The sequence below is a fragment of the Variovorax sp. OAS795 genome (genome assembly GCF_040546685.1).
Lineage (GTDB): Bacteria > Pseudomonadota > Gammaproteobacteria > Burkholderiales > Burkholderiaceae_C > Variovorax.
Window position 1 is genome coordinate 2,613,162 of sequence record NZ_JBEPOH010000001.1, and the last position, 25,851, is coordinate 2,639,012.

At 69.1% G+C, this 25,851-nt stretch carries 26 protein-coding genes and 1 pseudogene; 17 read left to right on the forward strand and 10 right to left on the reverse strand.

All coding sequences use genetic code 11. The features are described 5' to 3' along the window. The first annotated feature begins 1 nt into the window (after window position 1). From ABID97_RS12585 to fae (ABID97_RS12595), 3 genes are all read left to right on the forward strand, one after another. The gene (locus tag ABID97_RS12585; protein ID WP_354398805.1) at window positions 2-949 is read left to right on the forward strand and encodes an ATP-grasp domain-containing protein; all 948 of its coding nucleotides are present in this window, start codon (window positions 2-4) and stop codon (window positions 947-949) included. Further along, complete coding sequence (locus tag ABID97_RS12590; RefSeq protein ID WP_354398806.1) at window positions 949-1,887, forward strand: triphosphoribosyl-dephospho-CoA synthase; 939 nt, start codon at window positions 949-951, stop codon at window positions 1,885-1,887. The genes ABID97_RS12585 and ABID97_RS12590 overlap by 1 nt, the downstream gene beginning before the upstream one ends. An 83-nt stretch (window positions 1,888-1,970) precedes the next feature. Then, window positions 1,971-2,483, forward strand: coding sequence for a formaldehyde-activating enzyme (fae, locus tag ABID97_RS12595; RefSeq protein ID WP_337310663.1), 513 nt, complete (start codon window positions 1,971-1,973; stop codon window positions 2,481-2,483). Between the two features lie 94 nt (window positions 2,484-2,577). Here the strand turns inward: fae (ABID97_RS12595) and ABID97_RS12600 are convergent, their stop codons facing one another. Next, window positions 2,578-3,009 carry a dihydroneopterin aldolase gene (locus ABID97_RS12600; RefSeq protein WP_354401751.1) on the reverse strand — a complete coding sequence of 144 codons (432 nt, stop codon included), beginning with the start codon at window positions 3,007-3,009 and terminating at the stop codon, window positions 2,578-2,580. A 299-nt stretch (window positions 3,010-3,308) separates the two neighbouring features. Here ABID97_RS12600 and ABID97_RS12605 point away from each other — a divergent pair, with 299 nt between their 5' ends. The 5 genes from ABID97_RS12605 (at window position 3,309) to ABID97_RS12625 (ending at window position 8,775) form a co-directional block, all read left to right on the forward strand. After that, complete coding sequence (locus ABID97_RS12605; RefSeq protein ID WP_354398807.1) at window positions 3,309-5,354, forward strand: sigma-54-dependent Fis family transcriptional regulator; 2,046 nt, start codon at window positions 3,309-3,311, stop codon at window positions 5,352-5,354. 133 nt (window positions 5,355-5,487) lie between these two features. Beyond that, window positions 5,488-6,033: a flavoprotein gene (locus tag ABID97_RS12610; RefSeq protein WP_354401752.1), complete on the forward strand. Its 546-nt coding sequence runs from the start codon at window positions 5,488-5,490 to the stop codon at window positions 6,031-6,033. Further along, complete coding sequence (locus ABID97_RS12615) at window positions 6,012-7,496, forward strand: DUF6513 domain-containing protein (protein WP_354398808.1); 1,485 nt, start codon at window positions 6,012-6,014, stop codon at window positions 7,494-7,496. Before ABID97_RS12610 ends, ABID97_RS12615 begins: the two co-directional genes overlap by 22 nt. Continuing rightward, window positions 7,493-8,074, forward strand: a complete 582-nt coding sequence (locus ABID97_RS12620; protein ID WP_354398809.1) for a DUF447 domain-containing protein — start codon at window positions 7,493-7,495, stop codon at window positions 8,072-8,074. Before ABID97_RS12615 ends, ABID97_RS12620 begins: the two co-directional genes overlap by 4 nt. Further along, window positions 8,071-8,775, forward strand: coding sequence for a (5-formylfuran-3-yl)methyl phosphate synthase (locus ABID97_RS12625; protein WP_354398810.1), 705 nt, complete (start codon window positions 8,071-8,073; stop codon window positions 8,773-8,775). The genes ABID97_RS12620 and ABID97_RS12625 overlap by 4 nt, the downstream gene beginning before the upstream one ends. A 35-nt stretch (window positions 8,776-8,810) precedes the next feature. Here ABID97_RS12625 and ABID97_RS12630 read toward each other — a convergent pair whose 3' ends face one another. The 3 genes from ABID97_RS12630 to ABID97_RS12640 are packed head-to-tail and all read right to left on the reverse strand — an operon-like array spanning window position 8,811 to window position 11,486. Next, on the reverse strand, window positions 8,811-9,410 hold the full coding sequence (locus tag ABID97_RS12630) for an amino acid kinase family protein (RefSeq protein ID WP_354398811.1): 600 nt from the start codon (window positions 9,408-9,410) through the stop codon (window positions 8,811-8,813). Continuing rightward, entirely contained in the window at window positions 9,410-10,510 is a 1,101-nt protein-coding gene (locus ABID97_RS12635) for a hydantoinase/oxoprolinase family protein (RefSeq protein ID WP_354398812.1), read from the reverse strand. The genes ABID97_RS12630 and ABID97_RS12635 overlap by 1 nt, the downstream gene beginning before the upstream one ends. Continuing rightward, on the reverse strand, window positions 10,497-11,486 hold the full coding sequence (locus tag ABID97_RS12640; protein WP_354398813.1) for an ATP-grasp domain-containing protein: 990 nt from the start codon (window positions 11,484-11,486) through the stop codon (window positions 10,497-10,499). The genes ABID97_RS12635 and ABID97_RS12640 overlap by 14 nt, the downstream gene beginning before the upstream one ends. Window positions 11,487-11,515: 29 nt before the next feature. Here ABID97_RS12640 and ABID97_RS12645 point away from each other — a divergent pair, with 29 nt between their 5' ends. The 8 genes and pseudogenes from ABID97_RS12645 to ABID97_RS12680 all read left to right on the forward strand — a co-directional run bounded on the left by ABID97_RS12645 (window position 11,516) and on the right by ABID97_RS12680 (window position 20,340). Further along, complete coding sequence (locus ABID97_RS12645; protein WP_354398814.1) at window positions 11,516-12,232, forward strand: HisA/HisF-related TIM barrel protein; 717 nt, start codon at window positions 11,516-11,518, stop codon at window positions 12,230-12,232. 231 nt (window positions 12,233-12,463) lie between these two features. Further along, window positions 12,464-13,696, forward strand: coding sequence for a molybdopterin-binding domain-containing protein (locus ABID97_RS12650; protein ID WP_354398815.1), 1,233 nt, complete (start codon window positions 12,464-12,466; stop codon window positions 13,694-13,696). Then, a complete protein-coding gene (locus tag ABID97_RS12655; RefSeq protein ID WP_354398816.1) occupies window positions 13,693-15,378 on the forward strand; it encodes a formylmethanofuran dehydrogenase subunit A in 1,686 nt (561 codons plus the stop codon). The genes ABID97_RS12650 and ABID97_RS12655 overlap by 4 nt, the downstream gene beginning before the upstream one ends. Then, window positions 15,378-16,343, forward strand: coding sequence for a formylmethanofuran--tetrahydromethanopterin N-formyltransferase (gene fhcD, locus ABID97_RS12660; protein WP_354401754.1), 966 nt, complete (start codon window positions 15,378-15,380; stop codon window positions 16,341-16,343). The genes ABID97_RS12655 and fhcD overlap by 1 nt, the downstream gene beginning before the upstream one ends. Continuing rightward, the gene (locus tag ABID97_RS12665) at window positions 16,340-17,167 is read left to right on the forward strand and encodes a formylmethanofuran dehydrogenase subunit C (protein ID WP_354398817.1); all 828 of its coding nucleotides are present in this window, start codon (window positions 16,340-16,342) and stop codon (window positions 17,165-17,167) included. Before fhcD ends, ABID97_RS12665 begins: the two co-directional genes overlap by 4 nt. Window positions 17,168-17,198: 31 nt before the next feature. Continuing rightward, entirely contained in the window at window positions 17,199-17,732 is a 534-nt protein-coding gene (fae, locus tag ABID97_RS12670; protein WP_354398818.1) for a formaldehyde-activating enzyme, read from the forward strand. 2 nt (window positions 17,733-17,734) lie between these two features. Further along, window positions 17,735-19,652: pseudogene (gene pabB, locus ABID97_RS12675) on the forward strand (aminodeoxychorismate synthase component I). 31 nt (window positions 19,653-19,683) lie between these two features. Further along, entirely contained in the window at window positions 19,684-20,340 is a 657-nt protein-coding gene (locus ABID97_RS12680) for an HAD family hydrolase (protein WP_354398819.1), read from the forward strand. 355 nt (window positions 20,341-20,695) lie between these two features. Here the strand turns inward: ABID97_RS12680 and ABID97_RS12685 are convergent, their stop codons facing one another. From ABID97_RS12685 to ABID97_RS12710, 6 genes are all read right to left on the reverse strand, one after another. Beyond that, the gene (locus ABID97_RS12685) at window positions 20,696-21,145 is read right to left on the reverse strand and encodes a hypothetical protein (RefSeq protein WP_354398820.1); all 450 of its coding nucleotides are present in this window, start codon (window positions 21,143-21,145) and stop codon (window positions 20,696-20,698) included. Continuing rightward, window positions 21,135-22,139 (reverse strand): M35 family metalloendopeptidase, encoded by a 1,005-nt coding sequence (locus tag ABID97_RS12690; protein WP_354398821.1) that lies wholly within the window; start codon window positions 22,137-22,139, stop codon window positions 21,135-21,137. The genes ABID97_RS12685 and ABID97_RS12690 overlap by 11 nt, the downstream gene beginning before the upstream one ends. Window positions 22,140-22,280: 141 nt before the next feature. After that, window positions 22,281-22,451, reverse strand: coding sequence for a hypothetical protein (locus ABID97_RS12695; protein ID WP_354398822.1), 171 nt, complete (start codon window positions 22,449-22,451; stop codon window positions 22,281-22,283). Window positions 22,452-22,505: 54 nt separating this feature from the next. Then, window positions 22,506-23,153: a response regulator gene (locus ABID97_RS12700; RefSeq protein ID WP_354398823.1), complete on the reverse strand. Its 648-nt coding sequence runs from the start codon at window positions 23,151-23,153 to the stop codon at window positions 22,506-22,508. Continuing rightward, complete coding sequence (locus tag ABID97_RS12705; RefSeq protein WP_354398824.1) at window positions 23,150-24,529, reverse strand: histidine kinase; 1,380 nt, start codon at window positions 24,527-24,529, stop codon at window positions 23,150-23,152. Before ABID97_RS12705 ends, ABID97_RS12700 begins: the two co-directional genes overlap by 4 nt. After that, complete coding sequence (locus ABID97_RS12710) at window positions 24,526-25,533, reverse strand: alpha/beta fold hydrolase (protein WP_354398825.1); 1,008 nt, start codon at window positions 25,531-25,533, stop codon at window positions 24,526-24,528. Before ABID97_RS12710 ends, ABID97_RS12705 begins: the two co-directional genes overlap by 4 nt. Window positions 25,534-25,695: 162 nt before the next feature. On the opposite strand from ABID97_RS12710, the gene pqqA reads away from it, so the two are divergent. Further along, window positions 25,696-25,770, forward strand: a complete 75-nt coding sequence (pqqA, locus tag ABID97_RS12715) for a pyrroloquinoline quinone precursor peptide PqqA (RefSeq protein WP_010100094.1) — start codon at window positions 25,696-25,698, stop codon at window positions 25,768-25,770. Window positions 25,771-25,851 lie beyond the last annotated feature (81 nt).

The window sequence follows — 25,851 nt, forward strand, 5'->3', positions numbered from 1 at the left end:
GATGAGAGTGGCCATCATGACGGACGAGATCGGCTGGCACACGCGCCAGCTGCAAGCGGCCCTGCGCGCACGCGGCGCCGTGGGGCGCTGCGTGGACCTGGCCGACTGCAACATCGACACCACCGCGGCCTGGCACGGCCTGGTCATTCCCGGCCATGGCCGCGAGCTGCCCGATGCGGTGCTGGTGCGCGGCATTGCGGGCGGGAGCTTCGAGCAGGTCACCAAGCGCCTCGGCGTGCTGCACGCATTGCGCGAACTCGGCGTGCCGGTCTACAACGACGCGCGCGCCATCGAGCGCACTGTCGACAAGTCGATGACCAGCCTGCTGCTGCATGCCGCGCGCATTCCGGCACCGGCCACCTGGGCCACCGAATCGGCCGCGCAGGCGCGGCGCATCGCCATGCGCGAAGTGGCCGCGGGGCATGCACTGGTGCTCAAGCCGCTGTTCGGCTCGCAGGGCAATGGCCTCAGGCTGGTGGGCGAGGTCGGTGGCGTGCACCATCCCATGCCCGACATCGCCGCCTATGCGGGCCTGGCCTATCTGCAGCGCTTCGTCCCGCCGATGGCCTCGCCCGGCTTCGACTGGCGGGTGATGGTGGTGGGCGGCCGCGCCATCACCGCGATGCGGCGCGTCAGCACGCACTGGATCCACAACGTGGCGCAAGGCGCGCGCTGCGAGCCGGCGGACCTTTCGCCCGCACTCGCGCAGATGGCCGAAGGCGCGGCCCGCGCGCTCGACATGGACTACGCGGGCGTGGACCTCATTGCGGCCGCCAGCGGGCCGAGGATCCAGGTGCTGGAGGTCAACGGCGTGGCCGCCTGGCAGGGGCTGCAGCGCGTCACGGGCTTCAACATCGCGCGCGCCATCGTCGACGACCTGATCGACCGCAAGCTGGCAGAGGCCGATCGCGCCGTGCAGGCGCGCGTGGCGACGGAGCGCCGCGCCTGATGCCGATGCGCCAGGCCGCCATCGCGCGCGCGCAGGCCTGCTTCCTTCGGGCCTGCTGGCTCGACGTGGCCGTGCGCAAGCCGGGCAACGTGAGCCAGGCCTCGCCGGGCCATGGCATGCAGGCGTCGATGTTCATCGCCAGCGCGCGCGCCGCGGCCGGCCCCCTGTTCGAGCGCGGCCTCTGCGTCGGCGATCGCATCGAGGCCGCGGTGGAAGCCACCTGGGGCGTGGCCGGCTGCAACACCAACCTCGGCATCCTGCTGCTGTGTGCGCCCATTGCACTGGCCATCGAGCAGCACCCTGGCGCCGCGACGCCCGCGGCCCTGCGCGGCGCCATCGAGGGCGTGCTGGCCACGCTGGACATCCATGACGCCAGCGCGGCCTATCGCGCCATTGCACGCGCGCGCCCGGGCGGCTTGGGGAGCGCGGCAGAGCAGGACGTGCACGATGCCCCCACCATCGACCTGCGCGCCGCCATGGCGTTGGCCGCTGACCGCGACCTCATCGCGCGCCAGTACAGCGACGGCTTCGCGGATCTCTTCGCGCTGGCGTTCCAGGCACCGGTCTTTCCGGCGGGTTGCGGGGCGGCGCCGGCCGATGCCGACGGGCCGCCGGACGCGGCCACCGTGGCGTCGGTCCAACGGCTCTACCTGGCCTGCCTGGGCGCCTTTCCCGATTCACACATTGTGCGAAAACACGGCGAGCGCGTGGCACAGACTGTCATGGCGGCGGCGCAGGGCTGGCGGGCCCGCGCGGACGCGGGCTGCGTGCTCGAAGCCGACCCCGGCTTTGCCGCCTGGGACCTTTCCCTCAAGGCCGCAGGCGTCAACCCCGGCACCAGCGCCGATTTCACCGTGGCGGCGCTGCTGCTGTCGGGCTGGATCCAGTCCTGCGCGGCACCCGCGCACGATGCGGCGGGCGCATGGCACGGATCGTGATACCCATGGCAATGCGCTGGTCTTCCTGGCCGGTGTCGTATTGACCCTAATCACCTTGGACCTCTGAGAGGAGACTCGAAACCATGGCAAAAATCGATCGACTGATGGTGGGCGAATCGCTCGTTGGCGACGGCAATGAAGTCGCGCATATCGACCTGATCATCGGACCGCGCGGCAGCGCTGCCGAGACGGCCTTCGCCAACGCGTTGACGAACAACAAGGACGGCTTCACGTCGCTGCTCGCAGTGGTGGCGCCCAACCTGCTGACCAAGCCGGCCACCGTGATGTTCAACAAAGTGACCATCAAGGGCGCCAAGCAGGCGGTGCAGATGTTCGGGCCCGCGCAGCGCGCGGTGGCGCTGGCGGTGGCCGACAGCGTGGAAGACGGCACCATTCCGATGGCCGAGGCGGACAACCTCTTCATCTGCGTCGGCGTGTTCATCCACTGGCTTGCCGACGACGACAAGAAGATCCAGGACTACAACTACCAGGCCACCCGCGAGTCGATCCAGCGCGCAGTGGCCGGCCTGCCGACGGCCGCCGAGGTGGTGGACAAGAAGGGCACGACGGCACACCCGTTCGCAGCCCACCTTTGAGCCTTCGGGCTTCACCAGCGAGAACCGACGCGTGAGGCGCGTCGGTTTTTTTGCGTGCGCCGCCGCCGCGCGATGCGGCGGGGCCTTGCAACCTTCAGCGCCTGGCAGGCACCATGCCGCTGGCCAGGAAGTTCAGCACGGTGGCACCGGGTGCGGCCTTGGAGGCGCGATGCGTGGGCGCATGGCGTTCGATCTGCACGCCCACGGCCTGCACGTCGTCGAACTTGCGCGGCTTCACCACCTTCACGCGGACCCAGCCGGCGCCGAACTCGTCGATGAGGATGTCGGCAATGGCTTCGGCCAGCGCCTCGAGCAGCTGCAGCCGGTGCTCGGCCATGAGCCGCACCAGGCGTTCGCGCACCACGCCGTAGTCGATCGTGTCGCCGATGCGGTCGGTGTCGCAGGCACGCGCGCGCGGCACGCCGGCATGCACGTCGATCACCAGCGGCTGCGGACGATGCAGCTCCGAGTCGTGGATGCCGATCACCGTCTGGCCGCTGAAGCCCTCGATGAAGATCAGGTCCATGGGCGCGGGTGCGTCGGCCGCGCCGGAGGCATGCGGCACGTGCGAGGCGAGGGGGCCGGTGGAAGGACGCGGGCTGGTGTTCAAGTGGGTCTCCTGGTGCTTCGAATGTGTTTGAAAGTGTGTCTGGTGGCAGTCGGGCCTGTCCCCTGCGGCATCGATCAACGCAAAATGCAGGCCAGAGAGCGGACCCGCTCCGGCATTGCCTCGGCTTGGTGTTTCACCCGGTGCGCGGCAAGCCGGCAGGCACAACAATGCAACGGGCCGAGAACGAGACATATGGAACGCGCCGGAGAACTCCAATGACATTGACGCTGCGACAAGGCGATCGACATGCTGACCGTGTGCTCGACGTGGTGAGGCGAGGTTTCCACGAGGAGGGCAACGACCTGGTCACGCGCTCCTGGAGCCGTTGCCTGAACCAGTACCAGCTCGACCCGGGCCGGCCGCGCGAACCAGTGATCATCGCGGCCTCTGCGCTGCAGAGCCGCCGCAACCAGCATGCCGACGTGATCGAGTGCGCGCGCTACGAGATGACCACGCTCTACCAGCAGCTCGCGGATGCGGAGTCCGCGGTGGTGCTGACCGATACCGATGGCGTCATCGTGCACATGGTGTCCTCGCCCGAGTTCGCTGCCGAAGCGGAGCCCATGGGCCTGCGCGCAGGCGGCATGTGGGGCGAGGCCGAAGCCGGCACCAACGGCATGGGCACCTGCCTTGCGGCCGCGCACCCGATCTCCGTGCGGCGCGAGGAACACTTCTTCAGCCAGTTCACGCAGCTCACCTGTTCGGCCGTCCCGGTGTTCGATCCGTCGGGCGAGATCATCGCCGTGCTCGACGTGACCAGCCGCTCCAGCCTGATGCAGCAGCACGTGCTGGTGCTGCTCGGCATGACGGCGCGCATGATCGAGAACCGGCTCATCGACAAGCGTTTTTCGAATGCGCATCCGCTGCACTTTCACAGCCGGCCGGAGTTCGTCTACACGCTGCACGAAGGCAAGCTCGCGGTGGGCGACGACGGGCGGATTCTCGCGGCCAACCGCAGTGCGCTGTTCCAGCTCGGCCTGCAGTCGATGGACGAGATCCGCACGCAGCGCATCGACGACCTGTTCCAGACCTCGCTCGAAGACATCGTGCAACGCAGTCTTTCTTCTTCATTCCATCCGGTGGTGGCATACCGCGCCAATGCGGCGCTGCGCTTCTTCGCGGTGGCGCGGCGGCCGGCGTCCGATGCCGCAACACCGTCGCGCGCCACGCGTGCCATCGGCGCCGGGGCGGCTCCCATCGTGGCCGAGGCAGGCGCCGATGCGTTCCGAGCGCCGCTGCGGCCGATGCCCATGCGCGCACCCGGTGTTCGCACCTTCAAGGACGCGCGGCTCGTTGCGCACCTGGACACTGCGCGCCGCGTGGTCGCGCGCCGCACGCCGGTCCTGCTGTGCGGCGAAACGGGTTCGGGCAAGGAGGTGTTCGCACGCGCCATCCACGAAAGCAGCCCGCATGCCGAAGGCGCCTTCGTGGCCGTCAATTGCGCGAGCCTGCCCGAGACGCTGATCGAATCCGAGCTCTTCGGCTACAAGGCCGGCGCCTTCACGGGCGCACAGCGCAGCGGCCGGCGCGGCAAGATCCTGCAGGCCGATGGCGGCACGCTGTTCCTCGACGAGATCGCCGACATGCCGCTGGAGCTGCAGGCGCGCCTTCTGCGCGTGCTCGACGAGCGCCAGGTCACGCCGCTCGGCACCGAGGAAACGCACCCGGTCGATTTTCAGCTCGTGAGCGCCAGCCACCAGCACCTGCCGAGCCTCGTGCGCGACGGCCGGTTCCGCGAAGACCTCTACTACCGGCTCGCGGGCATCGAGCTCGACCTGCCGCCGCTGCGCGACCGCAGCGACAAGCGCGAGCTGATCCATGACGTGCTCAAGGACGAGGGCGGCAGCGACAGCCGGCTCGGCGACGATGCCGAGCGCGTGCTCATGGCCTATGCCTGGCCCGGCAACCTGCGCCAGTTGCGCCACGTGCTGCGCAGTGCCGCCGCGCTGGCCGACGGCAAGACCATCACGCGCGAACACCTGCCCTCGCTGGCCGCAAGGACTGCGCCTTCGCCCGTCTCGGCCCATGCTGCGCTGGCGGCTGCATCCGAAGCCGCGGAAGCATCCGACGCTGTGCCCGCCGACGCGGCACCTGCGGTCAAACTCAACCCGATCCAGGCCAACGAGCGGCAAGTGCTGTTGCAGATGCTCGAGCAGCATCGTTGGAACGTGAGCAACGTCGCCAAGGCGCTCGATGTCAGCCGCAACACCTTGTACCGAAAACTCCACAAGCTCCACATCGAGATCTCTCCACCCGATTGAGCCGGCGGGCTCGCGGGCGATGACGACGAACGGGGAGCCGCCGCGGGATACGGGCAAGTTCGACCCGCGCGGCGCTGCCCTCGTGGCGGAAGAAGATGAAGCACCGCTGCCCGCATCGCCGCCGCGCTCGCGCATGGCCTGGTGCATCACGGGCTCGGGCCATTTCCTCGAAGAGTCGCTGGCGCTCGCGGCGCGGCTGCCCTCGGTGGACCTGTTCCTCTCGGCCGCCGCTGAAGAGGTGCTGCCCATCTACAAGCTGCACATCGAAGCGCTGAAGAAGCGCTTTCGCGTGTTCCGCGACAAGACCGCGAGCGGCGTGCCGGTGGGCATGCTCTACGACGACGTCTATCACACGGTGGTGGTGGCGCCGGCCACCAGCAACACGGTGGCCAAGTGCGCATTCGGCATCAGCGACACCCTGCCGACCAACATGTTCGCGCAGGCCGGCAAGCTCGGCATTCCTGGCATCGTGTTTGCATGCGATACCGAACCGGTGGTGGTCACGAAGTCGCCGCACGACTGGGTCACGCTGCGGCCGCGCCGCATCGAGCTGGACAACGTGGAGCGGCTGCGCGGCATCGACTTCTGCCAGGTGGTCTCGTCGCCGGCCGAACTCGAAGCCGTGCTCGATGCACGCATGAAGGAACTCTCTCTCGCATGGAACACATCGTCTTCCTGACCGGGCGCCTCGCCCAAGCCAGCCTCGCGCGGGTGCTGGCGGGCATCGAGGCGGCACCGTTCACATGGGAGGTGAGGGAGATCGGATTGCAGGTGGCCGCACTGATGACGGCCGACATGATCCGCCGCCGCGTTGCGGCACCCGTGGTGACCGAAGCGCAAGGCGAGGGCGCCGCGCCGCGCCGGGCCGACCGCATCATGGTGCCGGGCCGCTGCCGCGGCGATGTGGAGGCCCTGAGCCTGCACTTCGGCGTTCCGGTGGAGCGCGGCCCGCAAGAACTGAAAGACCTGCCGCGGCACTTCAACCGCAGCGCGCGTGCCGTGGATCTCAGCGAGTACGAGGTCGCGATCTTCGCCGAGATCGTCGATGCGCCGCGGCGCACGGTGCCCGAGATCATCGAGCGCGCGCGGCAGCTGGCAGCCGACGGCGCCAACGTGATCGACCTGGGCTGCCTGCCTGAGACGCGCTTCGACCACCTGGCCGACAGCGTGCGGGCACTGAAGGCCGAAGGCTTCCAGGTGAGCGTCGATTCGAGCGACGCACAGGAGCTGCTGGCCGGCGGCAAGGCCGGTGCCGACTACCTGCTGAGCCTCACGCTCGACACGCTGTGGATCGCCGACGAAGTCGACGCCACGCCGGTGCTGATCCCGCGCGTGCCGGCCGATGAAGACTCGCTGTACGAAGCGGTGGCGCAGATGCAGCGCCGCGGCCGCGCCTTCCTGGCCGATTCGATCCTCGATCCGATCCCCTTCGGACTCACGGCATCGATCGTGCGCTACCACCGGCTGCGCGAACGCTTCCCCGATGCGCCGATCATGCTCGGCGTGGGCAACCTCACCGAGCTGACCGAGGCCGACACCAGCGGCATCAACGCGGTGCTGTTCGGCATTGCGGCTGAGCTGAACGTGGCGGCGGTGCTGACCACGCAGGTGAGCCAGCATGCGCGCCGCGCCGTGAGCGAGGCCGACTGGGCGCGCCGCATCATGCATGCGGCGGCACGCAACGCCACCTTGCCCAAGGGCATGAGCGATGCGCTGATGACGGTGCATGCGAAGCACCCGTTTCCCGACACGCCCGAAGAGATCGGCGAGATCGCCGCGCAGGTGCGCGACCCGAACTTCCGCGTGCAGATTTCGCCGCTGGGCCTGCACGTGTACAACCGCGACGGCCTGCGGCTGGGGCAGGGTGCCTTCGAGCTCTGGCCGCAACTCAAGCTGCAGGACGATGCCGACCATGCGTTCTACATGGGCGTGGAGCTTGCGCGCGCCGAGATCGCGTGGCAGCTGGGCAAGCGCTATGTGCAGGACCAGCCGCTCGACTGGGGCTGCGCCGCACCGCGGCCGGCCGAAGACCTTGCGCGCTGGTGCGCGCCCGGAACCACCATGAAGACACCGAAGAACAACGCCACCCATGCGGCCGAGCCCGGCGCCGTGGGCGCCCCCACCGCGCCATCCCCCTCATGAACGACCAGATCTTCGAAGCCGTGGTGACCACCGTGGCGCCCGGCGGCCAACCGCACGTGGCGCCGATGGGCATCCGCTACCGGGAGGACGGCATCCTGCTGATGCCGTTCAAGCCCTCGACCACGCACGACAACATCGTGGCCACCGGCCATGCGGTGCTCAACATCGTCTGCGACACGCGCGTGTTCGCGGGCTGCGTCACGGGCCGCAGGTCGTGGCCCACGCTGCCGGCCGAACGCATCGCGGGCGTGCGCCTGGCCGCCGCGTTGCGCCATGTCGAACTCGCGCTGGCCGAGCAGCGCGACGACGCGCAGCGCCCCGTGCTGCGCATGTCGGCGGTGCACGAGGCCACGCATGCGCCCTTCGTCGGCTTCAACCGCGCGCAGGCCGCGGTGATCGAAGGGGCCGTGCTGGTCAGCCGGCTTCACATGCTGCCTTTCGAGAAAGTGGAAACCGAGATGAATTACCTGCAGATCGCGATCGACAAGACCGCCGGCGCCGAAGAGCATGAAGCCTGGGCGTGGCTGCGCGCCGCGGTGGCACGGCATCGTGCCGGCACGCCGGAGCGCGCATCATGACGCGCATGCTGGTGAGCGTGCGCAGTGTGGATGAAGCGCTGGCCGCGGCGCGCGGCGGGGCCGACTTCATCGACCTCAAGGAGCCCGGCGAAGGCGCATTGGGCGGCCTGCCCGTGGCCACCATCGATGCCATCGTGGGCGCACTGCGCGCGCACGGCATCGCCTTGCCGGTGAGCGCAACCATCGGCGACCTGCCGATGCATGCGCTGGACCGCATCCGCGCGCAGGTCGATGCCGTCGGTGCCTGCGGTGTCGACTATGTGAAGGTCGGCATCGAGCGCGATCCCGAGGCCTTCGCGGTGCTCGATGCGCTCGCGGCCTGCGGATGGCCGGTGGTGCCGGTCTTCATTGCCGACCGCGGGCTCGACGCCGCGCTCACCGCGCACGCCTGTGCACTGGATTTTCCGGGAATCATGGTCGACACCGCCGACAAGCTCGCGGGCAGCCTGTTCGATGCGGTGCCGATGGCCGAGCTGCATGCCTTCGTGGCGCAGGTGCGCGCGTCGGGCCGCATGGCCGGCGCCGCGGGCGCGCTGCGCGTGGCGCACATGCCCTTGCTGCGCGCGCTGGCACCCGACTTTGCAGGGTTCCGCAGCGCGGTGTGCGTGGCCGACCGCAAGACTGCGCTCTGCCCCGAGCGGCTCGCGGCACTGGCCGCGCTGCTGCATGGCGAGCCCGTGGTGGAGGCGGCCCCGGCCTGAACCTCAAGTTCAACCTTTGCCGATCCGTCGGCCGGTCAGCGGGGCGTGAAGGTGGCCTCGCCCAGCAGCAGCGAGCGCATGGTCGACAGCTGGTTCTTGTGCAGCAGCGTGATCGGAAACGCCGCGTCGTCGGACCGATCGGCGAACTGCCGGTCCAGCACGCCCGCATCGCCGAGCTCCGCCAGCGTCATCTTCGGGTCGATGGCACAGGACTTGACCAGCACCAGCTGCTCGGCATTGAGATGCTTCGCAAGATCGAGCGCGATGGTGTCCGATGTGGCATCCCATCCGGTGCGCGTGTCGGCCTTGTCGCGGCGCAGTTCGAGCGGCAGCCAGAGGGCCGTCTTTCCCCGGCGCAGCAGCTCGGGAATGTCGGTCTTGCGCGTGGCCAGCTGGAGCGCCGGGTTCATCGCGTGCAGCTGGTAGGCCGTCTGCGCCATCGCGAGCACCGCCATGTTGTGCGCGGCCAGGTCGTTGAACTGCCAATGCGACTGCACGCGCCGCACTTCATCGGCAAAGGTGCCGCCGCCGCAGACCACGGTGACGCGGCCGCCGCCGATCTGCGTCAGCAGGTCGAGCCATTGCGGCAGCACCGGGTCCGAACAGAGGCTGCCGCCGATCTTGACGACCCACATCAGTCGTGCTCCCTTTCGAACAGCGCGGCCACCGCCACGCTGGGGGCGCACACCTGCGCCCAGGCGGTGGTGCCCGCGGCCGCATCGGGCGAGACCTTCGCCACGTCGCCGCCATAGGCGGCAAAGCGGCGCGGCACGAAGCCCGGGCTTTCCGAAGCCGCCGCGGCCGCGAGATCAGGCACCAGGAACGCACCGCAGCCCGCGCTCACAATCACGGCCTCGCGCGTCAGTGCATGCGCGGCCAGCACGCGGCGCAATTGCCCGGCAATGGCTTCGACCTGCGCCGCGCGCCAGGTCTGCGCGAGCTGCAACCATTCGCCCGCGGAGGCATCTCGCTCGTCCAGCCCCACCATGCGCGCGAGGCGCTGGCACGTGGCGGCCGGGCTCTTGTCGGCGTTGTCGGCGCTCGGGTACAGGTCGTGCGCGGGATCGAGCTCGCCGCACAAGCGGTAGACGTCGGCCGTGGTGGCGAAGAACTCGTTCATCACGTGGCTGGCCTGGCCGCGCCATGCGATGCGCTGCGTCAATGCGCAGACCGGCGTGCGCACCACGCCGTGGTAGGCGAGCTCGCCGCTCACCAGGCGTTCGGCGTCGGTGCGGCTGGTGGTCAGCACGCCCCGGTTGCCGAAGGCGATCAGGTCGGTGGTGGTGCTGCCGATATCGACCAGCACGCCTTCGGGAAACACCAGCGCCGCATGCCGCGCGGTGGCGAGCCAGTTGGCCGAGGCGATGTGCTCCCAATGCCGCGCCACGTCGGCCGCGGTGGCGCACCAGCCCGCATCGCCCGCGAAGAAGTGCAGGGCGTCGGACGGCACGGGCAGCGACGACGCCAGCGCCGCGGCAATGCCGCGCACACCGGCTTCGCGGTCGGAAAAGAGATCGACCATCTCGCCGGTCATGGTCACCGCATGCCGCGCGGCGCCGAGGCCGGGCCAGCGCGCCCGTGCGGCTTGCAGCGCGCGCGTCAGATGGTCGAGGCCCTGCCACAGCGGACAGCCCCATTGCGCCACGTCGGCCACCTTGCCGCCTTGCAGCAGGCAGGCCTTGACGTGCGCGCCGCCGATGTCCCACCCGATGGTGGCGCGTTCAGGCGACTGCACGCGCGAGTTCCCGATCCGGCACAACGCGGCCGTGCAGCCTGTCTGCCAGCAGTTCCGCGGCCAGGTTGCGGCCCAGCGCGGCCGAGAGCCCGACGTAGGCGCAGGTGACGCGCGGATTGACTTCGATCACCACCGGACCGCGCCGCGCATGCCACACCAGGTCGATGCCCGCGAAGCCGCGCAAGCCGGGGATGGCGCGTGCCACCTGCCGGGCCAGCGACGCCAGCGGAGCGCGGCGCGGATCGTCCGGGCCCACCGCATCGACGCTGACGCCATCGAAGGACAGCCGTCCGTGCGGGTCGATGGAGATGCGTTGCCGGTTGATGCTGAGCATTTCGGCATTCTGCGCCGTGCAGAGCAGCGAGAGGCTCAGGGCCTCGCCTTCGATCCACGGCTCGAGCGCCAGGCTGGCGCCGGCCTCGGTGCGCCGGGCCGCGTCGTCGAGCGCATCCGCATGGCGGCCGTGCACATGGGTGGCCACGCCGCCGGCGCCATCGTCGGGCTTGACCACCCAGCGCGCGATCGAGGCATCGCCTGCAAAGGCCAGTGGCGTCTGCACGCCATGGGCGGCCAGGTGCGCGAGCGTGGCTTTCTTGCCTGCCGTCAGTTCGATGGCTTCGGCGCTGCAGCCCATCCAGCGCGCGTTGCCCACGGTGCGCTGGAAGCGCGCCAGCAGGCCGTCCGTCTCGGGGGCGACGAGCCACACCAGGTCATGCAGCGCGCTTTGCCGCGCCACGAAGTCGAAGGCCGATTCATTGGCGAGCGGCCTCACCGCCGCTGCGCCGCGGGGCAGGGTGTTCCCGGTTTCGCAGGACGCCGCAGAGACCGAACAATCGGCCGCGCGCACGAGGTCCGCCACCATGGCATCGCGCATCGACAGGCCGAGCGGCAGCAGTTCGTCCGCCGCCGCGTCGTCGCCGTAGTCGCTCCAGCCGCCGCCGCTGAGATACTCATAGACAAACACGCGTTTCGTCATTTCATCATCCACTTTCCGGGCTCTTCCCCATGACTTCCGAACTGAACCTGATCCCCGTCGTCGACCTGCTGAACGGCCAGGTGGTGCGGGCGGTGCGCGGCGACCGCAAGGCCTACCGGCCGATCGTGTCGGCGCTGTGCGCGAGCAGCGATCCGGTGACCGTGGCGCGCATCCTGTGCGACCACTGTGCGGCGCGGCAGCTGTACGTGGCCGACCTCGATGCCCTGCAAGGCGGCGCGGTGCAGGTCGCGGTGCTGGTCGATTTGTTGCAGGCACTGCCCGGGGTCGAACTGTGGCTCGACGCGGGCCTGGCCGATGCCGGCGCCGGCGAGGCGCTGCGGGCCCAACTGGCGCCCCATGCCCCCCGCATCGTGCTGGTGTACGGCAGCGAATCGCTGCGCTCGCGCGAGGCGCTGGAACGCTGTTTTGCGGGGAACGATGCCGGGGCCGCACTGTCGCTGGACCGGCGCGACGGCCAGCGCCTCGACCCCGCCGGCTGCTGGGAGGCGGTCGACCTGTGGCCCGGACGCCTGATCGTGATGACGCTGGAGCGCGTCGGCTCGGGCGCCGGCCCCGACCTGGAAACCCTGCGGGACGTGAGGCGCCTGGCACCGGCCGCCATGGTCATCGGTGCCGGCGGCATCCGCAGCGAGGACGACCTGGCGCAGGCCCGCGCGGCCGGCGCCGATGCCTGGCTCGTGGCCAGCGCGCTGCACGACCTGCAACTGCCGCGCGTGCGCCGCTGATCTGCCGGAGGCGGCGCAACGGGGGTGGGGGAGGCATGCCATCAACCGGCTGCACACACGAACCGTGCCATCCCCGATGGCGCTTGCAGCCTCCGCCGGAGGCCCCGGCCGGCACGCATTGACCGCCAAAAGCGCAACACTATGTCTCACAAACCGTGTGTCAGCGGGCCGCCATCCCACGGGCGCGGGCCTTGGGGGTGAATGGCACATGGCTTGCGTGGCTGCCTGCCCATGAATGAACCCGACACTGCCGCGCAGACCGGCAATGCCCCCTGGACCTGTCCGTTCTGCCCCCTGTTGTGCGACAGCTTCGGGATCGAGGCCGGGCCCGCCGGCACGCCGCTGAAGCTCGTGGGCAGCGATTGCCCGCGGGCGCGCCAAGGCCTGTCCTGGTTCGATGCGGCCGGCCGCACGGCGCAGCCGCAGGTCGGGGGCCGCGATGGCGACCTGGACACCGCCATTGCCGCCGCGGCCTCGCTGCTGGCCGCCAGCCGGCAGCCGCTGTTCGGCGGCCTCGGCACCGACGTCGCCGGTGCGCGGGCGCTCTTTGCGCTGGCCTGGGAGACCGGCGCCATCTGCGACCCGGCCCAGGGAACGGCGCTGATGCAGGGCCTGCGCGCGCTGCAGGACCGCGGCGGCTTCAGCACCACGCTGGCGGAGGTGCGCACGCGCGCCGACCTGATCGTCTGCGTGACCGAGGAGCCCGCGGCGCACTACCCCGAGTTCTTCCGCCGCTGCGGCGCCGGGGAACGCGAAGACCTGGCCATCGAGACGCTGCCCCTGCATGGCGACCTGTTCGACACCGTGTCGCTGCTTGCGGCGCTCGTGGCGGGGCGCGTGCAGGCCGGCGCAGCGCGCGTACCCGCCGGCCTGTCGGCGCTGGCGGCGCGCCTGAAGGCGGCTCGCTATGCGGTGCTGGTGTACGAATCGGCGCGCCTGCCGGCGCAAGGTGCGCTCATCATCGAAGCGATCCAGCGCATCGTCGGCACCCTCAACCGCAGCACGCGTGCGGCCTCGCTGGCGCTGGGCGGAGGCGACGGCGCCTCCACCGTGAACCAGGTGTTCGCGTGGCTCTCGGGCCTGCCGCTGCGTTCGCGTGCCGGGCCGCTCGGGCTGGAGCACGAGCCGCTGTGCTTCGACGCCGGGCGGCTGCTGGCCGACGGCGCGGTCGACGCGCTGCTGTGGGTGTCGAGCTACGGCCCCGAACCCGCACCGCCTTCGACGAAAGCACCTTGCATCGTGCTCGGCCATCCGGCCATGCGCCTGCCGGCAGGGTCGGCAGACAGCGTGTTCATTCCCGTCTCGACGCCGGGCATCGGCTCCGCCGGCCATCTGTTCCGCACCGACGGCTCGGTGATGCTGCCGCTGCGGCCGGTGTACGAAGACAACTTGCCCAGCGTGGCCGGCGTGGTCCGGCGCCTCGCGGATGCGGTCAAGGCGCAGAAGAAGGAGCGCGTGCAATGACCGCCACGCTGGGCCTGCGCGGCGGCCGCGTCATCGATCCCGCCAACGGTTGCGACGAGGTGCGCGACCTCTACCTGCGCGACGGCCGCATGGTCGCGCTGGCGCCGCACGAAAGGGCCACCGAAGAGATCGACATGAGCGGCTGCATCGTGATGGCCGGCGGCATCGACATGCACACCCACATCGGCGGCGGCAAGGTCAACCTCGCGCGCATGCTGATGCCCGAGGACCACCGCGCCAACGGCAACCCGCTGGCCTTGCCCGACAACCTGCTGGAGCTGGCCTCCTGCGGCACCTGCACGCCCGGCACGCTGGCCACCGGCTACCGCTACGTCGAGATGGGCTACACCGCGGCCTTCGAGCCGGCCATGATGGCCTGCAACGCGCGCCACACGCACATGGAGATGGGCGACACGCCGATCCTCGACCACGGCGCGTACGTGATGCTCGGCAACGACGAGCTGTTCCTGCGCATGCTGGCCGAGCGCTGGGACTTCGAGCGCATCCGCGACTACGCGGGCTGGACCCTCAACGCCAGCAAGGCGATGGGCGTGAAGGTGGTGAACCCCGGCGGCATTTCGGCCTTCAAGTTCAACCAGCGCAAGCTCGACGTGGACGAGAACCATGTGCACTGGCAGGTCACGCCGCGGCAGGTGGTGCACACGCTCGCGCGTGCGCTGCGCGAACTGGGCGTGCCGCATCCGCTGCACATCCACGGCAGCAACCTGGGCGTGGCCGGCAACATCCAGTCCACGCTCGACACCATCGCCGCACTCGACGGCCTGCCCGGCCACCTCACGCACATCCAGTTCCACGCCTACGGCACCGAGGGGCCGAAGAAGTTCTCGTCGGCCGCACTGCAGCTGGCCGAAGTGGTGAACGCGAACAAGAATGTCAGCATCGACGTGGGACAGATCATGTTCGGCCAGACCGTCACGGCCTCGGGCGACACGATGCGCCAGCATGCGCAGTCGGGCCTGGCCGATCCTCGCAAGTGGATCGGTGCCGACATCGAATGCGAAGCGGGCTGCGGCGTGGTGCCGTTCCGCTACCGCGAGCAGAGCTACGTGAATGCGCTGCAGTGGGTCATAGGCCTGGAGATCTTCCTGCTGGTCGACGACCCGTGGCGCGTGGTGCTGACCACCGACCATCCCAACGGCGGTCCGTTCACGAGCTACCCGCACCTGATCCGCCTGTTGATGGACCGCAGCTTTCGCGAAGAGCAGCTCGCAAAACTGCACCCCGAGGTGGCGGCGCAGGCCGCGCTGCGCTCGATCACGCGGGAGCTCTCGCTGTACGAGATCGCGATCATGACGCGTGCCGGCCCCGCGCGCCTCCTGGGCTTGCGCGACCGGGGCCACCTGGGCGAGGGCGCGGCGGCCGACATCGCGGTGTACCGCGAGAACCCCGACCGCGAGGCGATGTTCGCCACGCCCGAGTACGTGTTCAAGGACGGCGTGCTGGTGTCCCGCGCGGGACGCATCACCGCGGTGCCGGTGGGCGGCACGCACTTCGTGGCGCCGGACTACGACCGCGGCATCGAGAAGCGACTGCGCCGGCATCTCGCGGCCGAAGGCTCGGTCAACTTCGACCACATCGCCATCGGCCATGACGAGCTGTGCCAGTGCTGCAACGGCGGGCGCCTGCTGCCGGCTGCCTGCTTCCAGGACGCGTCGCCATGATGGCGGCGGCGGCAGGCTCCGTGCAGCGCAACGGCGTCGTCATCGACGACACCTTCGCCGAGGCCTTTCCGATGAAGGCCACCCGCATCCTCGTCACGGCGCACACCATGGAATGGGCGCGCCACGCCGGCGTCTCGGCCACGGGCTTCGCCACCTCGGTGATCGCCTGCGGCTGCGAGGCCGGCATCGAGCGCGAACTCGGCCTGCATGAAACACCCGATGGGCGGCCGGGCGTCAGCGTGCTGATCTTTTCCATGTCGGGCAAGGAACTCGGCAAGCAGCTCGAAAGGCGCGTCGGCCAGTGCGTGCTGACCTGCCCGACCACCGCCGTGTTCGCGGGGCTGCCCAAGGGCATGGGCAGCGACGTGGCCGCGCTCGGCAAGAACCTGCGCTTCTTCGGCGACGGCTGGCAGATCTCCAAGGTGATCGACGGCGTGCGCTACTGGCGCGTGCCGGTGATGGACGGCGAGTTCGTCGCCGAGGAAGACACGCCCGTGGTCAAGGCTGTCGGCGGCGGCAACCTGCTGCTGCTGGCACGCGACACCGACGGCGCACTGGCCGCCGCCGAAGCCGCGGTCGCGGCGATGAAGCGGCTGCGCAACGTGGTCATGCCCTTTCCGGGTGGCGTGGTGCGCTCGGGCTCCAAGGTCGGCAGCCGCTATGCGAACCTCAGCGCCTCGACCAACGATGCGTTCTGCCCCAGCCTCGTCGGCCTGGTGCCCCGCAGCGAATTGGCGAGCGGCGGCGAATCCGCACAGGACATCGGCTGCGTGATGGAGATCGTGATCGACGGATTGACCGAGGGCGACGTGGCGGCGGCCATGCGCGTGGGGATGGAAGCGGCGATCGGCATCGGCCCGGCCGGGGGGCTGTTGCGCATCTCGGCCGGCAACTATGGCGGCAAGCTGGGCCCGTTCCACTTTCACCTGCACAAGCTGCTCGGCAACGCGGGAGAGGCCCCATGAGCGGATGGCATTTCAGGCTGCGCCAGCCGCCCCCGTTGCGCGTCGACCTGCGCGGCATCACGCCGGCGTCGCTTTCGGCACTCCCGGCCGCGCAGGTGCAGCAGCTGCCCGTGGCCCACGGCAACGAGACACTGGCGCTGGCCGAGCTGTTCGACATGGCACCGGGCGAGGAGGGCGTGCTTCGCTTTGAGGGCAGCCTGGAGCGCTTCGACCGCATCGGCTGGCAGATGGACGGCGGCAGCATCCACGTCGAAGGCCATGCGGGCCATTACGCGGGCGGCTGCATGCGCGGCGGTGAACTGCGCATCGAAGGCCATGCGGGCCTCCTGGCGGCCTGCGAGATGGCCGGCGGCCGCATCGACGTCAAGGGCGACGTCGGCGACTTTGCCGCCAGCACCTTGCCCGGCAGCATGGACGGCATGCGCGGCGGCACGCTGGTGGTCCACGGCAATGCGGGCGAGCGCTTCGGCGACCGCATGCGCCGCGGCACCGCGCTGGTCCATGGCGGCGCGGGGGCCTTCCTGGGTTCGCGCATGGTGGCGGGTACGATCGGCGTGGGCGGCCGCGTGGGCGCGCATGCGGGCTTCGGCATGCGGCGCGGCAGCATCGTGCTGGCGGAGGCTGGTGCGGCCTTGCCGGAAGGCATCGGAACCTCGCTGACCTTCGTTGCCAACCGGGCCGCGACGCCGGTGTTCTGGGCGCTGCTGGCGCGAGACCTCGCGCGCCACGGCGGCCTGTTCAGCGACCTGCCGGCACGCCGCATCGAGCGGCGGCTGGGCGATCTGTCGGCCGACGGCAAGGGCGAGCTGATCCTGTGCCTGTGACTCCCTTCCCAACTTTCAACCGCGAGTGCCCATGACACATCCCTATCTTTTCCATGCCGGCGAAGCCACCGTGCTCGCGAGGGAAGGCCAGTTCACCGACGCCATGCCCGAGATCCTCATCGGCGCGACCGATGGCCCGGTGGGCCAGGCCTTTGCCAACATGATGGCCCAGAGCAAGGGCCACACCGCGATGTTCGCGATCCGCGCCTGCAACCAGCTCGTGCGGCCCGCGACCATCATGGTGCCCAAGGTCACGCTCAAGGACGTGGCCAATATCGACCTGTTCGGCGGCGTGGTGCAGAGCGCCACGGCCGATGCGGTGGTCGACTGCCTGATCGAGGGCATCATTCCGAGGGAGCATGCCAATACGCTGTGCATCATCAGCCTGGTGTGGATCGATCCGCGCTGCGCGAAACACGAGGACCTGGACAAGAAAGACATGTACCGCACCAACTACGAAGCCACCAAGCTCGCGATCCGGCGCGCGCTGCGCAATGAGCCGACGGTCGACGAGCTGATCGCCAACCGCCACCGCATCAAGCACGACATGGACGACTGGAGCTGACCGTGCCTTGCTTCGCGCTCCTCGACGACTGCGGCTCGACGCCCGGGCAGCCCACCAGCCGCCTGCACACCGGCTTCGTGCGCGAGCACCGGTGCACCGACGCGGCCGGGCTCGACGGCATGTGGGCGCGCGTCGATGCCGACCTGCGGCAAGGCCTGCACGCGGTGCTGCTGGCCGACTACGAATGGGGCGCCAAGCTGCTGCATGCCGGGCAGGCGCGGCTCGCGGCCGACGACGCCTCGGCCCTGCGCGTGCTGATGTACCGCGATTGCGAAAAACTCTCGGCCGCAGAAGTCGCGTGCTGGCTCGCGAGCCAGGAGGGTGCGCCCGACGCCGGCCAGCCGCAGCCCGCCGGCGTGATGGACCTGCAGCCCAGCATCGACGAGGCCGAATTCACTGAAGCCATCGCACGCATCCACGCGGCCATTGCCGCGGGCGAGACCTACCAGGTCAACTTCACCTACCGGCTGCATGGCCGCAGCCTCGGCTCGCCCGTGGCGCTGTACCGGCGCCTGCGCGAGCGGCAGCCCGTGGCCTATGGCGCGCTCATCGCGTTGCCCGAAAGCGGCGAAGACGCCGTCACGCACGTGCTCTCGTGCTCGCCCGAGCTCTTCCTGCGCCAACGACGCCGGCGTGCTCACTGCGCGGCCCATGAAGGGCACCGCGGCGCGCGCCGGCGCGCCCGAAGGCGACAGCGAGATGGCCCGGCTGCTGTCGGTGGACACCAAGAACCGCGCCGAGAACGTGATGATCGTCGACCTGCTGCGCAACGACATCGGCCGCGTGGCCTGCACCGGGTCGGTCAAGGTGCCCACGCTCTTTGCCATCGAGCCCTATGCCACGGTGTTCCAGATGACATCGACCGTGCAGGCGGCGCTGCGCCCCGGCGTGGGCATGCCCGAGCTGCTGCGCGCGGTGTTCCCGTGCGGCTCGATCACGGGGGCGCCCAAGCACCGCACCATGGAATGGATCGCCCGGCTGGAGAGCACGCCACGCGGTCTTTACTGCGGCGCCATCGGCTGGATCGGTGCGCCGGCAGAGGGCGCATCGATCGGCGATTTCTGCCTCTCGGTCGCCATTCGCACGCTCACGCTGGGTGCGGAAACCGGGGGCGCGCGGCCGCTGCGCCTGGGCATCGGTGCCGGCATCGTGCAGGACAGCAACGCGGCCGACGAGTTCGAGGAATGCCTGCTCAAGGCCCGTTTTCTCACGGCCCTGGACCCGGGCTTCGAGCTCTTCGAAACCATGCTGGCCACGCCGGGCGAAGGCCTGCGCCACCTGGAGCGGCACCTGGCACGGCTGGCGCGCAGCGCGCGCGTGCTGGGCTTCGAATTCGACCGCGAGGCCGCGATGGAGGCGCTCGGCCATGCGTTGCCCACGCTGGCACCCGACCAGCCCTCGCGGCTGCGCCTGGCGCTTGCGCACGATGGGCGCATCGGCATCACGCACTCGGCGCTGCCGCCGCTGCCTCCCGGTGCGGTGAAGCTGCTCATTGCAAGCCAGCGCCTTCCCAATGCCAACCCGCTGGCCGCGCACAAGACCACTGTGCGCCAGCACTACGATGCCGGCGTGCGCACGGCAGAGCGCGTCGGCGCCTTCGACAGCCTGTTCTTCACCGAGGACGGGCGGCTGGTCGAAGGCGGGCGCAGCACCGTGTTCGCGCGCATCGGCGGGCGCTGGTGGACGCCGCCGGTGGCCGACGGCGCGCTGCCCGGCGTGATGCGCGGCGTGCTGATCGAGGACTCGATCTGGGAGGCCACGGAACGCAGTCTCTCGCTGGACGACCTGAAGGCGGCACAGAAGCTGGTGGTGTGCAATGCGCTGCGCGGCGTGCTGCCCGCGCAGCTGCAGCTGCCGCAGGTGCCGCCCCGGCTGCGGCCGCCGGCGCAGCCGAAGGCACCGGCGGCTTCGGCCGCCTAGCCGGACGCGATCTCCGGTTCCGTTTGCTGCGATGAAGCTCGCGCTGTTCGACCTGGACCACACGCTGATTCCGTTCGACAGCGGCATGGCCTGGACCCGCTTCCTGGTGGCGCGCAGTGTGCTGCCGGCGGATGCCGAAACCGTCTACCTGGGCTACTGCCAGCAGTACGTGGACGGCACGCTCGACATCCGCGAGCTGCATCGCGTCAGCGTCCTGCCGCTGGCAAGCTTCGGCATGGCCCGGCTCAGGCAATGGGCCGCGGAGTTCGAGGCTGAAGTCGCGCCGCAGGTGCCGGCGCAGATGCGTGCGCTGGTGAAGAAGCACCAGGACGCGGGCCACCTCTGCGCCATCGTGACCGCCACCACGCGCTTCATCGCCGAGCCCTTCGGCCGGGTGTTCGGCGTGGCCGACGTGCTGGCGACGCGCTCTCGGGTGACGGGCGATGCGCTCGACGGCGGCATCGACGGCGACCCGTGCTTCGGCGCGCACAAGCTGGGACACGTCGCGCAGTGGCTGGCGCTGCACGGCACGCGGCTCGATGCGCTCGAGAGGTCGTGGTTCTATTCGGATTCGGCCAGCGACCTGCCGCTGCTGGAGGCGGTCTCTGACCCCGTGGCGGTCGCGCCGGACCCGCGGCTGCGCGCGCATGCGCTGAAAGCCGGCTGGCCGGTGCTCGAACGCAGCTGAGCCGCAAGGTGATGCGGCCCGCGATAAATTGGCCGCAGACTACGCGACAAATGCGCTCATCTGAATTTCAGTAGCTGCAAGGATTCGTTGCACCGTAAAAAGCAGCACCAAGCGCGCAGTCCAACTGCGCGCCTTATCGTTGCGGCGACTACTTGTAAGAGAGGGTCTGCCTTTTGGCACCGACAATCGTAGGGCCGAATTCATGGTCAAAGTCCAAATGAGTAGTCGGCGAATGGACTCACCGCTGCTTGTTCAGCGCTACTGATTCATCGGACCATTTGCAGCACGAGCCCGGAACGATGCCAACAGGTATCCAAGAACGGCCTGCCGATGATTGCTCATGTTGGGCCTTTGGTCACCGTTGGACGCCGGGATTCGGTACCGGATTGCAGTCCGGCAGTTTCAGGTCCTTGACATCGGGATAGAGTTGGAGCGAGGCGAAGTCGTTGCTCTCTCCGAAACTGTTCTTGGGCGAATGGTATGCCTGAGCGACTGTCACTACCGGAAGATCGACTCGCAACAACATGCGCAGTGCTCTTACGGTATTGGTCGCACGCAGTTCAGCCAGTGCCTTTGCCTTGAGGGGAGCGGGGCCGGACGCACCAACTTCTACAGAGGCGCTCGTGTACGTGGGAAAAGTTGTGTAAGAGCGCTCCAGCCACTCCGAGAGCTTGATGACCTGCGACCGATCCAGCGCGGCTGAGCCGCTTTCAAAGCTCACTTGGGTTTGAACGATATAGCTGCATGCCACCGCTCGCCCTGCAACCAGGATCAAGGGCAGCAGCGCGACGAATCTAGCCTTCATAAGGTTCGTCCCATACGACGTAGCCGGCAATGCTGTCGGCATTGGTTTTCACGCTCTCGGGTGCGGTTTTTGCCGCCTGCAGAGAAGCGCCGAGGTGATTGATGGTGTCGAAGCTGCCAAAGGTATCGTTGAAATGCGTTACCTCATGCACGAGTGTTGATAGCTGCGAGTCGAATTTTGCAGACGTCCGTCGCAATTGGCAAAAGTCAATGTGGATGGCGATGGTGCGCGATTGAGTGTCGGGTTTGCAGACGGCTGCGACAACTCCCCTCGGAGATTCGATAGTGCATCCCACATGCTTCAGAGCCGTGAGCGAGTAACGCACAAAATTCTTTCCTTCCAGACCACGCAACACCCGCTCGCAAGCCGAAAGGCCATTGTGTAGATACTCTCTGACGGAGGGGTCATTGTTGCCAAACCATTGAGCGACGCGAGCTTGGTCAGCATTGTTCCAACGTTGAAGTTCGGGGAGACGTTTCTTGGTAATGAGTTCAACCGCCCTGTCTCGAACTTTCATCATCAGATCGCAGAACTCCCTATTTGTCATGTTCGGGCAGATGTTTTCGGTCTGCTCGGCTTCCGGTGGGTGCTCCACCAACTCATCAACCACCTTCTTGCTCGCGGCAACGCTCGTCGAATCCCCGGAGAACCAACCCGGCAGCGCTGCAAAACTGGCGCTGAAGGCCCTCACACCACCACCTAGGAGATCATCATTGATCACCGTGTGCACCAACGTGGCAATGATCGGCGGCGGAACCGGGCAGTGGCACATCACCACGTCGCCTTCCAGCGCTATTTCGGCCCCGTAGAAGAGGCCTCTGCGAGGGCCGCCAGCTTTAGCTATGATGCCGACGCTGTTGCAGCCTTCGCAGTAGGCACGTCCGCCGATCAGCGCGATCCGATGCCCGTAGACGTCCATTGTGGGGCCGTCATAGGGCAGCACCGCCCCGCCCGGGGCCGGTGGATCGCCCACGACAATGACTTTTCGCTCCATCTGAGAATCTCCAAGTTTTGAGGATGAAGACTTGTATGCGGGAGCGAGGCGTTTTCATTGAGAGCGGCGGCCAGCACCCATTGCGAGAGGTCAATTTGTCACGCTCCGTGTCGCTTTTCGCTTGCTGGCGAACTGCCAGACTCAGAACACGGCTGCCGCTTCGGGCATCTCGCGGCCAGCGTGCAACCCCTCCACAGCGCTACAGAAGCCGGCATCCAGGCCGGCAGCGGTAAATCCGCCGCCTGTGCGGCCATTCAGCACTTCAGCGGCCAAGCGGCCGAAGGCGGCGTACAACAATTCCTGGATGGCCATAACTGCCGACCCAGGGCTGCGGCTCCCAAAAAGCGCCATTTGGGCGCGGGCGCACTAAACCTGGATCAACCCCCAGCGCAGCGCCACCCAGGTCAGCTCGGCCTGGTTGACCGCGCCCAGCTTCTGCTTCACGCGGTACAGGTGCGAGCCCACGGTGCTGAGCGACAGGTTCAGCGTGCTCGCGATCTGCGCCACCGTCATGCCGCGCGCGAGCTGGATGAAGACCGAGAACTCGCGCTCGCTGAGCAGGTCGGCGGGATTGGCCTCGCCTTCGATCTGCGCCGTGGCCAGCGCCTGCGCGGTGGTCGCGTCGATGTAGCGCTCGCCGCGCGCCACGGCCCGCACGGCCGCGATCAGCGCCTCGGGGGCGCTGCGCTTGGCCAGGTAGCCCAGCGCGCCTGCGCGCAGCACGCGGCGCGGATGGATCGTGTCCTCGTGCGCCGACAACGCCAGCACGCGCGCCTTCGGGTCGTGGGCCAGCAGGCGCCGCAGCGCCTCCAGCCCGCCCATGCCGGGCATCGAGAGGTCCATCACCACCAGGTCGGGCCGCACCTGCGGATAGTCCTGGCAGGCCTGCTCGCCGGTGTCGGCCTCGGCCGCCACCTCGATCTGCGCATCGGCCAGCAGCATGCGAAAGCCCATGCGCACCAGCGCATGGTCGTCGACCAGCATCACTCGAATCGTCTGCTCCGCTTGGTTCATGCATTCTCCGTGGCGGCTGCCGGCAGGGGCAGCCGCACCTTCAATCGGGCGCCGCTTGGCGCGGCGGGTTCAAGGCGCAGCTCGCCGCCCAGGCTGTCGATGCGCTCGGCGAGCCACCGCAGGCCATAGTGCCCGACGCTGGTTTCCCTTGCGGCTTCAGGGCCGGGAAGGCCGCGGCCGTCGTCGGTGAGCGTGAGGTCCACCGTGTGCTCGTCGCCCTCGAGCGCCAGCACGATCCGGCGTGCCTCGCCGTGCCGCAGCGCGTTGGTGATGCCTTCCTGCGCAGCGCGGTACAGCACCAGCGCGGTGTCGGTGTCCAGCCGGAGGCGGTCGAGCTCGATGGCGAGGTGCCATTCGACCTCGACCTCGCCATGGCTGTTGCGCGTGCGTTCCACCAGGTCTTCGAGCGCGGCCACCAGGCCGAACTTGTCGAGCACCAGCGGCGTCAGGCGCGGGATCATGCCGTGCATGGCGGTGTAGAGCCGACCCGATTCTTCCGCGATCAGCCGCGCCGCCTGCTCCGCCTGCGGGTCGAGCGACTGCACGCGCTGCGCGATCGACAGCGCCATGCTGCGCATCGCGGTGACCGACTGGCCGAGCTCGTCGTGCAGCTCGCGCGCAATGAGGCGGCGCTCCTGCTCGATCTTCTGGTCGACCCAGCGGCCCAGCTCGCGGCTTTCGGACAGGCGGCTTTCGGCCCGCACCGCGCGCCGCTCGGTCTCGATGTGCTGCTGCAGCATGCCGACCATGCGGTTGAAGGCGGCGCCGATGGCGGCGGCTTCGGTGCCGGGCAGGGCGCGCAGCGCCACGTCGAAGCGCCCGCTCTCGAGCTGGTTCAGCGCATCGACGATGTCGCCGAACGGCCGCGTCGCACGGCCCACGAGCCAGAACACGCCCGCATTGACCACCGCGAGCAAGCCCAGCGCGCTGAGCGTCAGCAGCACGAAGTCGTCCCACGCATCCAGCACCGCGCGCGAGGCGTTCGAATGCACCACCAGCTGGCCGCCCGGAAAGGCGATCGACAGCTTCGAGGGCGGCGGCGAGACGAGGCTGGCGAACCAGTCCGGCGCATCGCGGCCGGCCTTGTAGACCGAGGTCGGCGAGCTGTACAGGACCTTGTCGTCGCTGTCCAGCAGCATGATGTCGTTGGAGCGCACGCGCCCCACGCCCTGCAGGAACGACAGCATCGCGGGCGTGCCCTGGGCTGCGTAGAGCCAGGCGGTGCGGTTGAGCAGCTGCGCGGCCACGCGGTTGGCCGCCACGACTTCCTCGTGCACCGATTCGCGCATGGCGCGCAGCTGCAGCGCGAGCATCGCGGTGACGAACAGCATCGTCAGCAGGCTGACGATGAGATTGATCTTCAGGCGCAGCGTCATGGCGCCGGCCCGCCTGCGAACCGGCCGTGGCGCGCATAGCTGTCGAGTGCGCCGGTCATCGCGAAGGCCATGGCCGGGTGCGAGGGATCGTGTCCGGCGCCATCGACCCACTGCAGCCGGCTGTGCGGGATGCGGTCGTGCACCGCCTGTGCGGCCTCGGGGCGGCAGACGCGGTCGTCGCGCGAATGCAGCAGCAGGGTGGGCACCTGCGGCAGTGCGCCGAGGCGCTCGAGCAGCGGCGGCGTGTCGAGCCAGCAGCGGTGCCGCAGGTAGTGGCTCTGCACGCGGTAGCGGTCGAGCAGCGCGTTGAGCGTGGCGCGGTCGGGTTCGGCGGGCCGGGGCGCTTCGTCCGGCAGGTTCGTGCCGCGCGCCAGGGTCTGTTCCCAGCGCCACCATGCGAGCGCGAGGCGGCGCGGCAGGTCGTCATCGCCTGGCGGCGCGTCCAGCAGCCCGTGCGCGAGAAAGCCCAGCATGTCGTGGCGCCGATCGGCCGGCGCCACCGACGCGAAGCGTGCCCATGCGGCCGGTGCGCGGCCGGCCGTGTCCTGGAAGAAGGCCGCGATGTCTTCGGTCCGCGGCAGGAACACCGCGCGCAGCAGCAGGGCCGCCACGGCTTCGGGTTCGGAGGCCGCATGCGCAAGCGCCAGCGTGGCGCCCCACGAGCCGCCGGCCACGAGCCAGCGCGGCACGCCAAGGTGTTCGCGGACCTGGCGCAGGTCGTCCAGCAGGTCGGCCGTGCGGTTGTGCGCCGTGGCACCGCGCGGCAGGCTCCGGCCGGCGCCGCGCTGGTCGATGGCGATCACGCGATAGCGCGCCGGGTCGAAGAAGCGGCGCAGCAGCGGCGAGCTGCCCGATCCGGGGCCGCCATGCAGCAGCACGGCGCAGATGCCCTCCGGATCACCACTTTCTTCTACATGCAGCACATGGCCGTGCGAGACGGGCAATGCGTGGGTTCGCCAGGGCGGGGATTCGGGGTACAGGCCGGTAGGGAGCACGGGCGTCATGGTACGCGGTGGCCCCACGGCCGCTATTCATGAAAATCATGAAGTCCCATTCATGATTTCACGGCTAGGTCCTGCGGGGCCAGGGGTTCAATATGCGTCCTGGAGCACACGAAGTTCCCGCAGCCGCCGTGTGGCGCTGTGCAACTCTGCAGGAGACACTACATGAAATGGGAAACCCCGACGGCCACTGATCTTCGCTTCGGCTTCGAGATCACGATGTACGTCAGCGCACGCTGATTTGCGCGCCTCGTCACAACCCGTCCCGTCCATTGCGGGGCGGGTTGTTTCGAACCTTCTTCCTCTTCTTTTCGTCCCTCG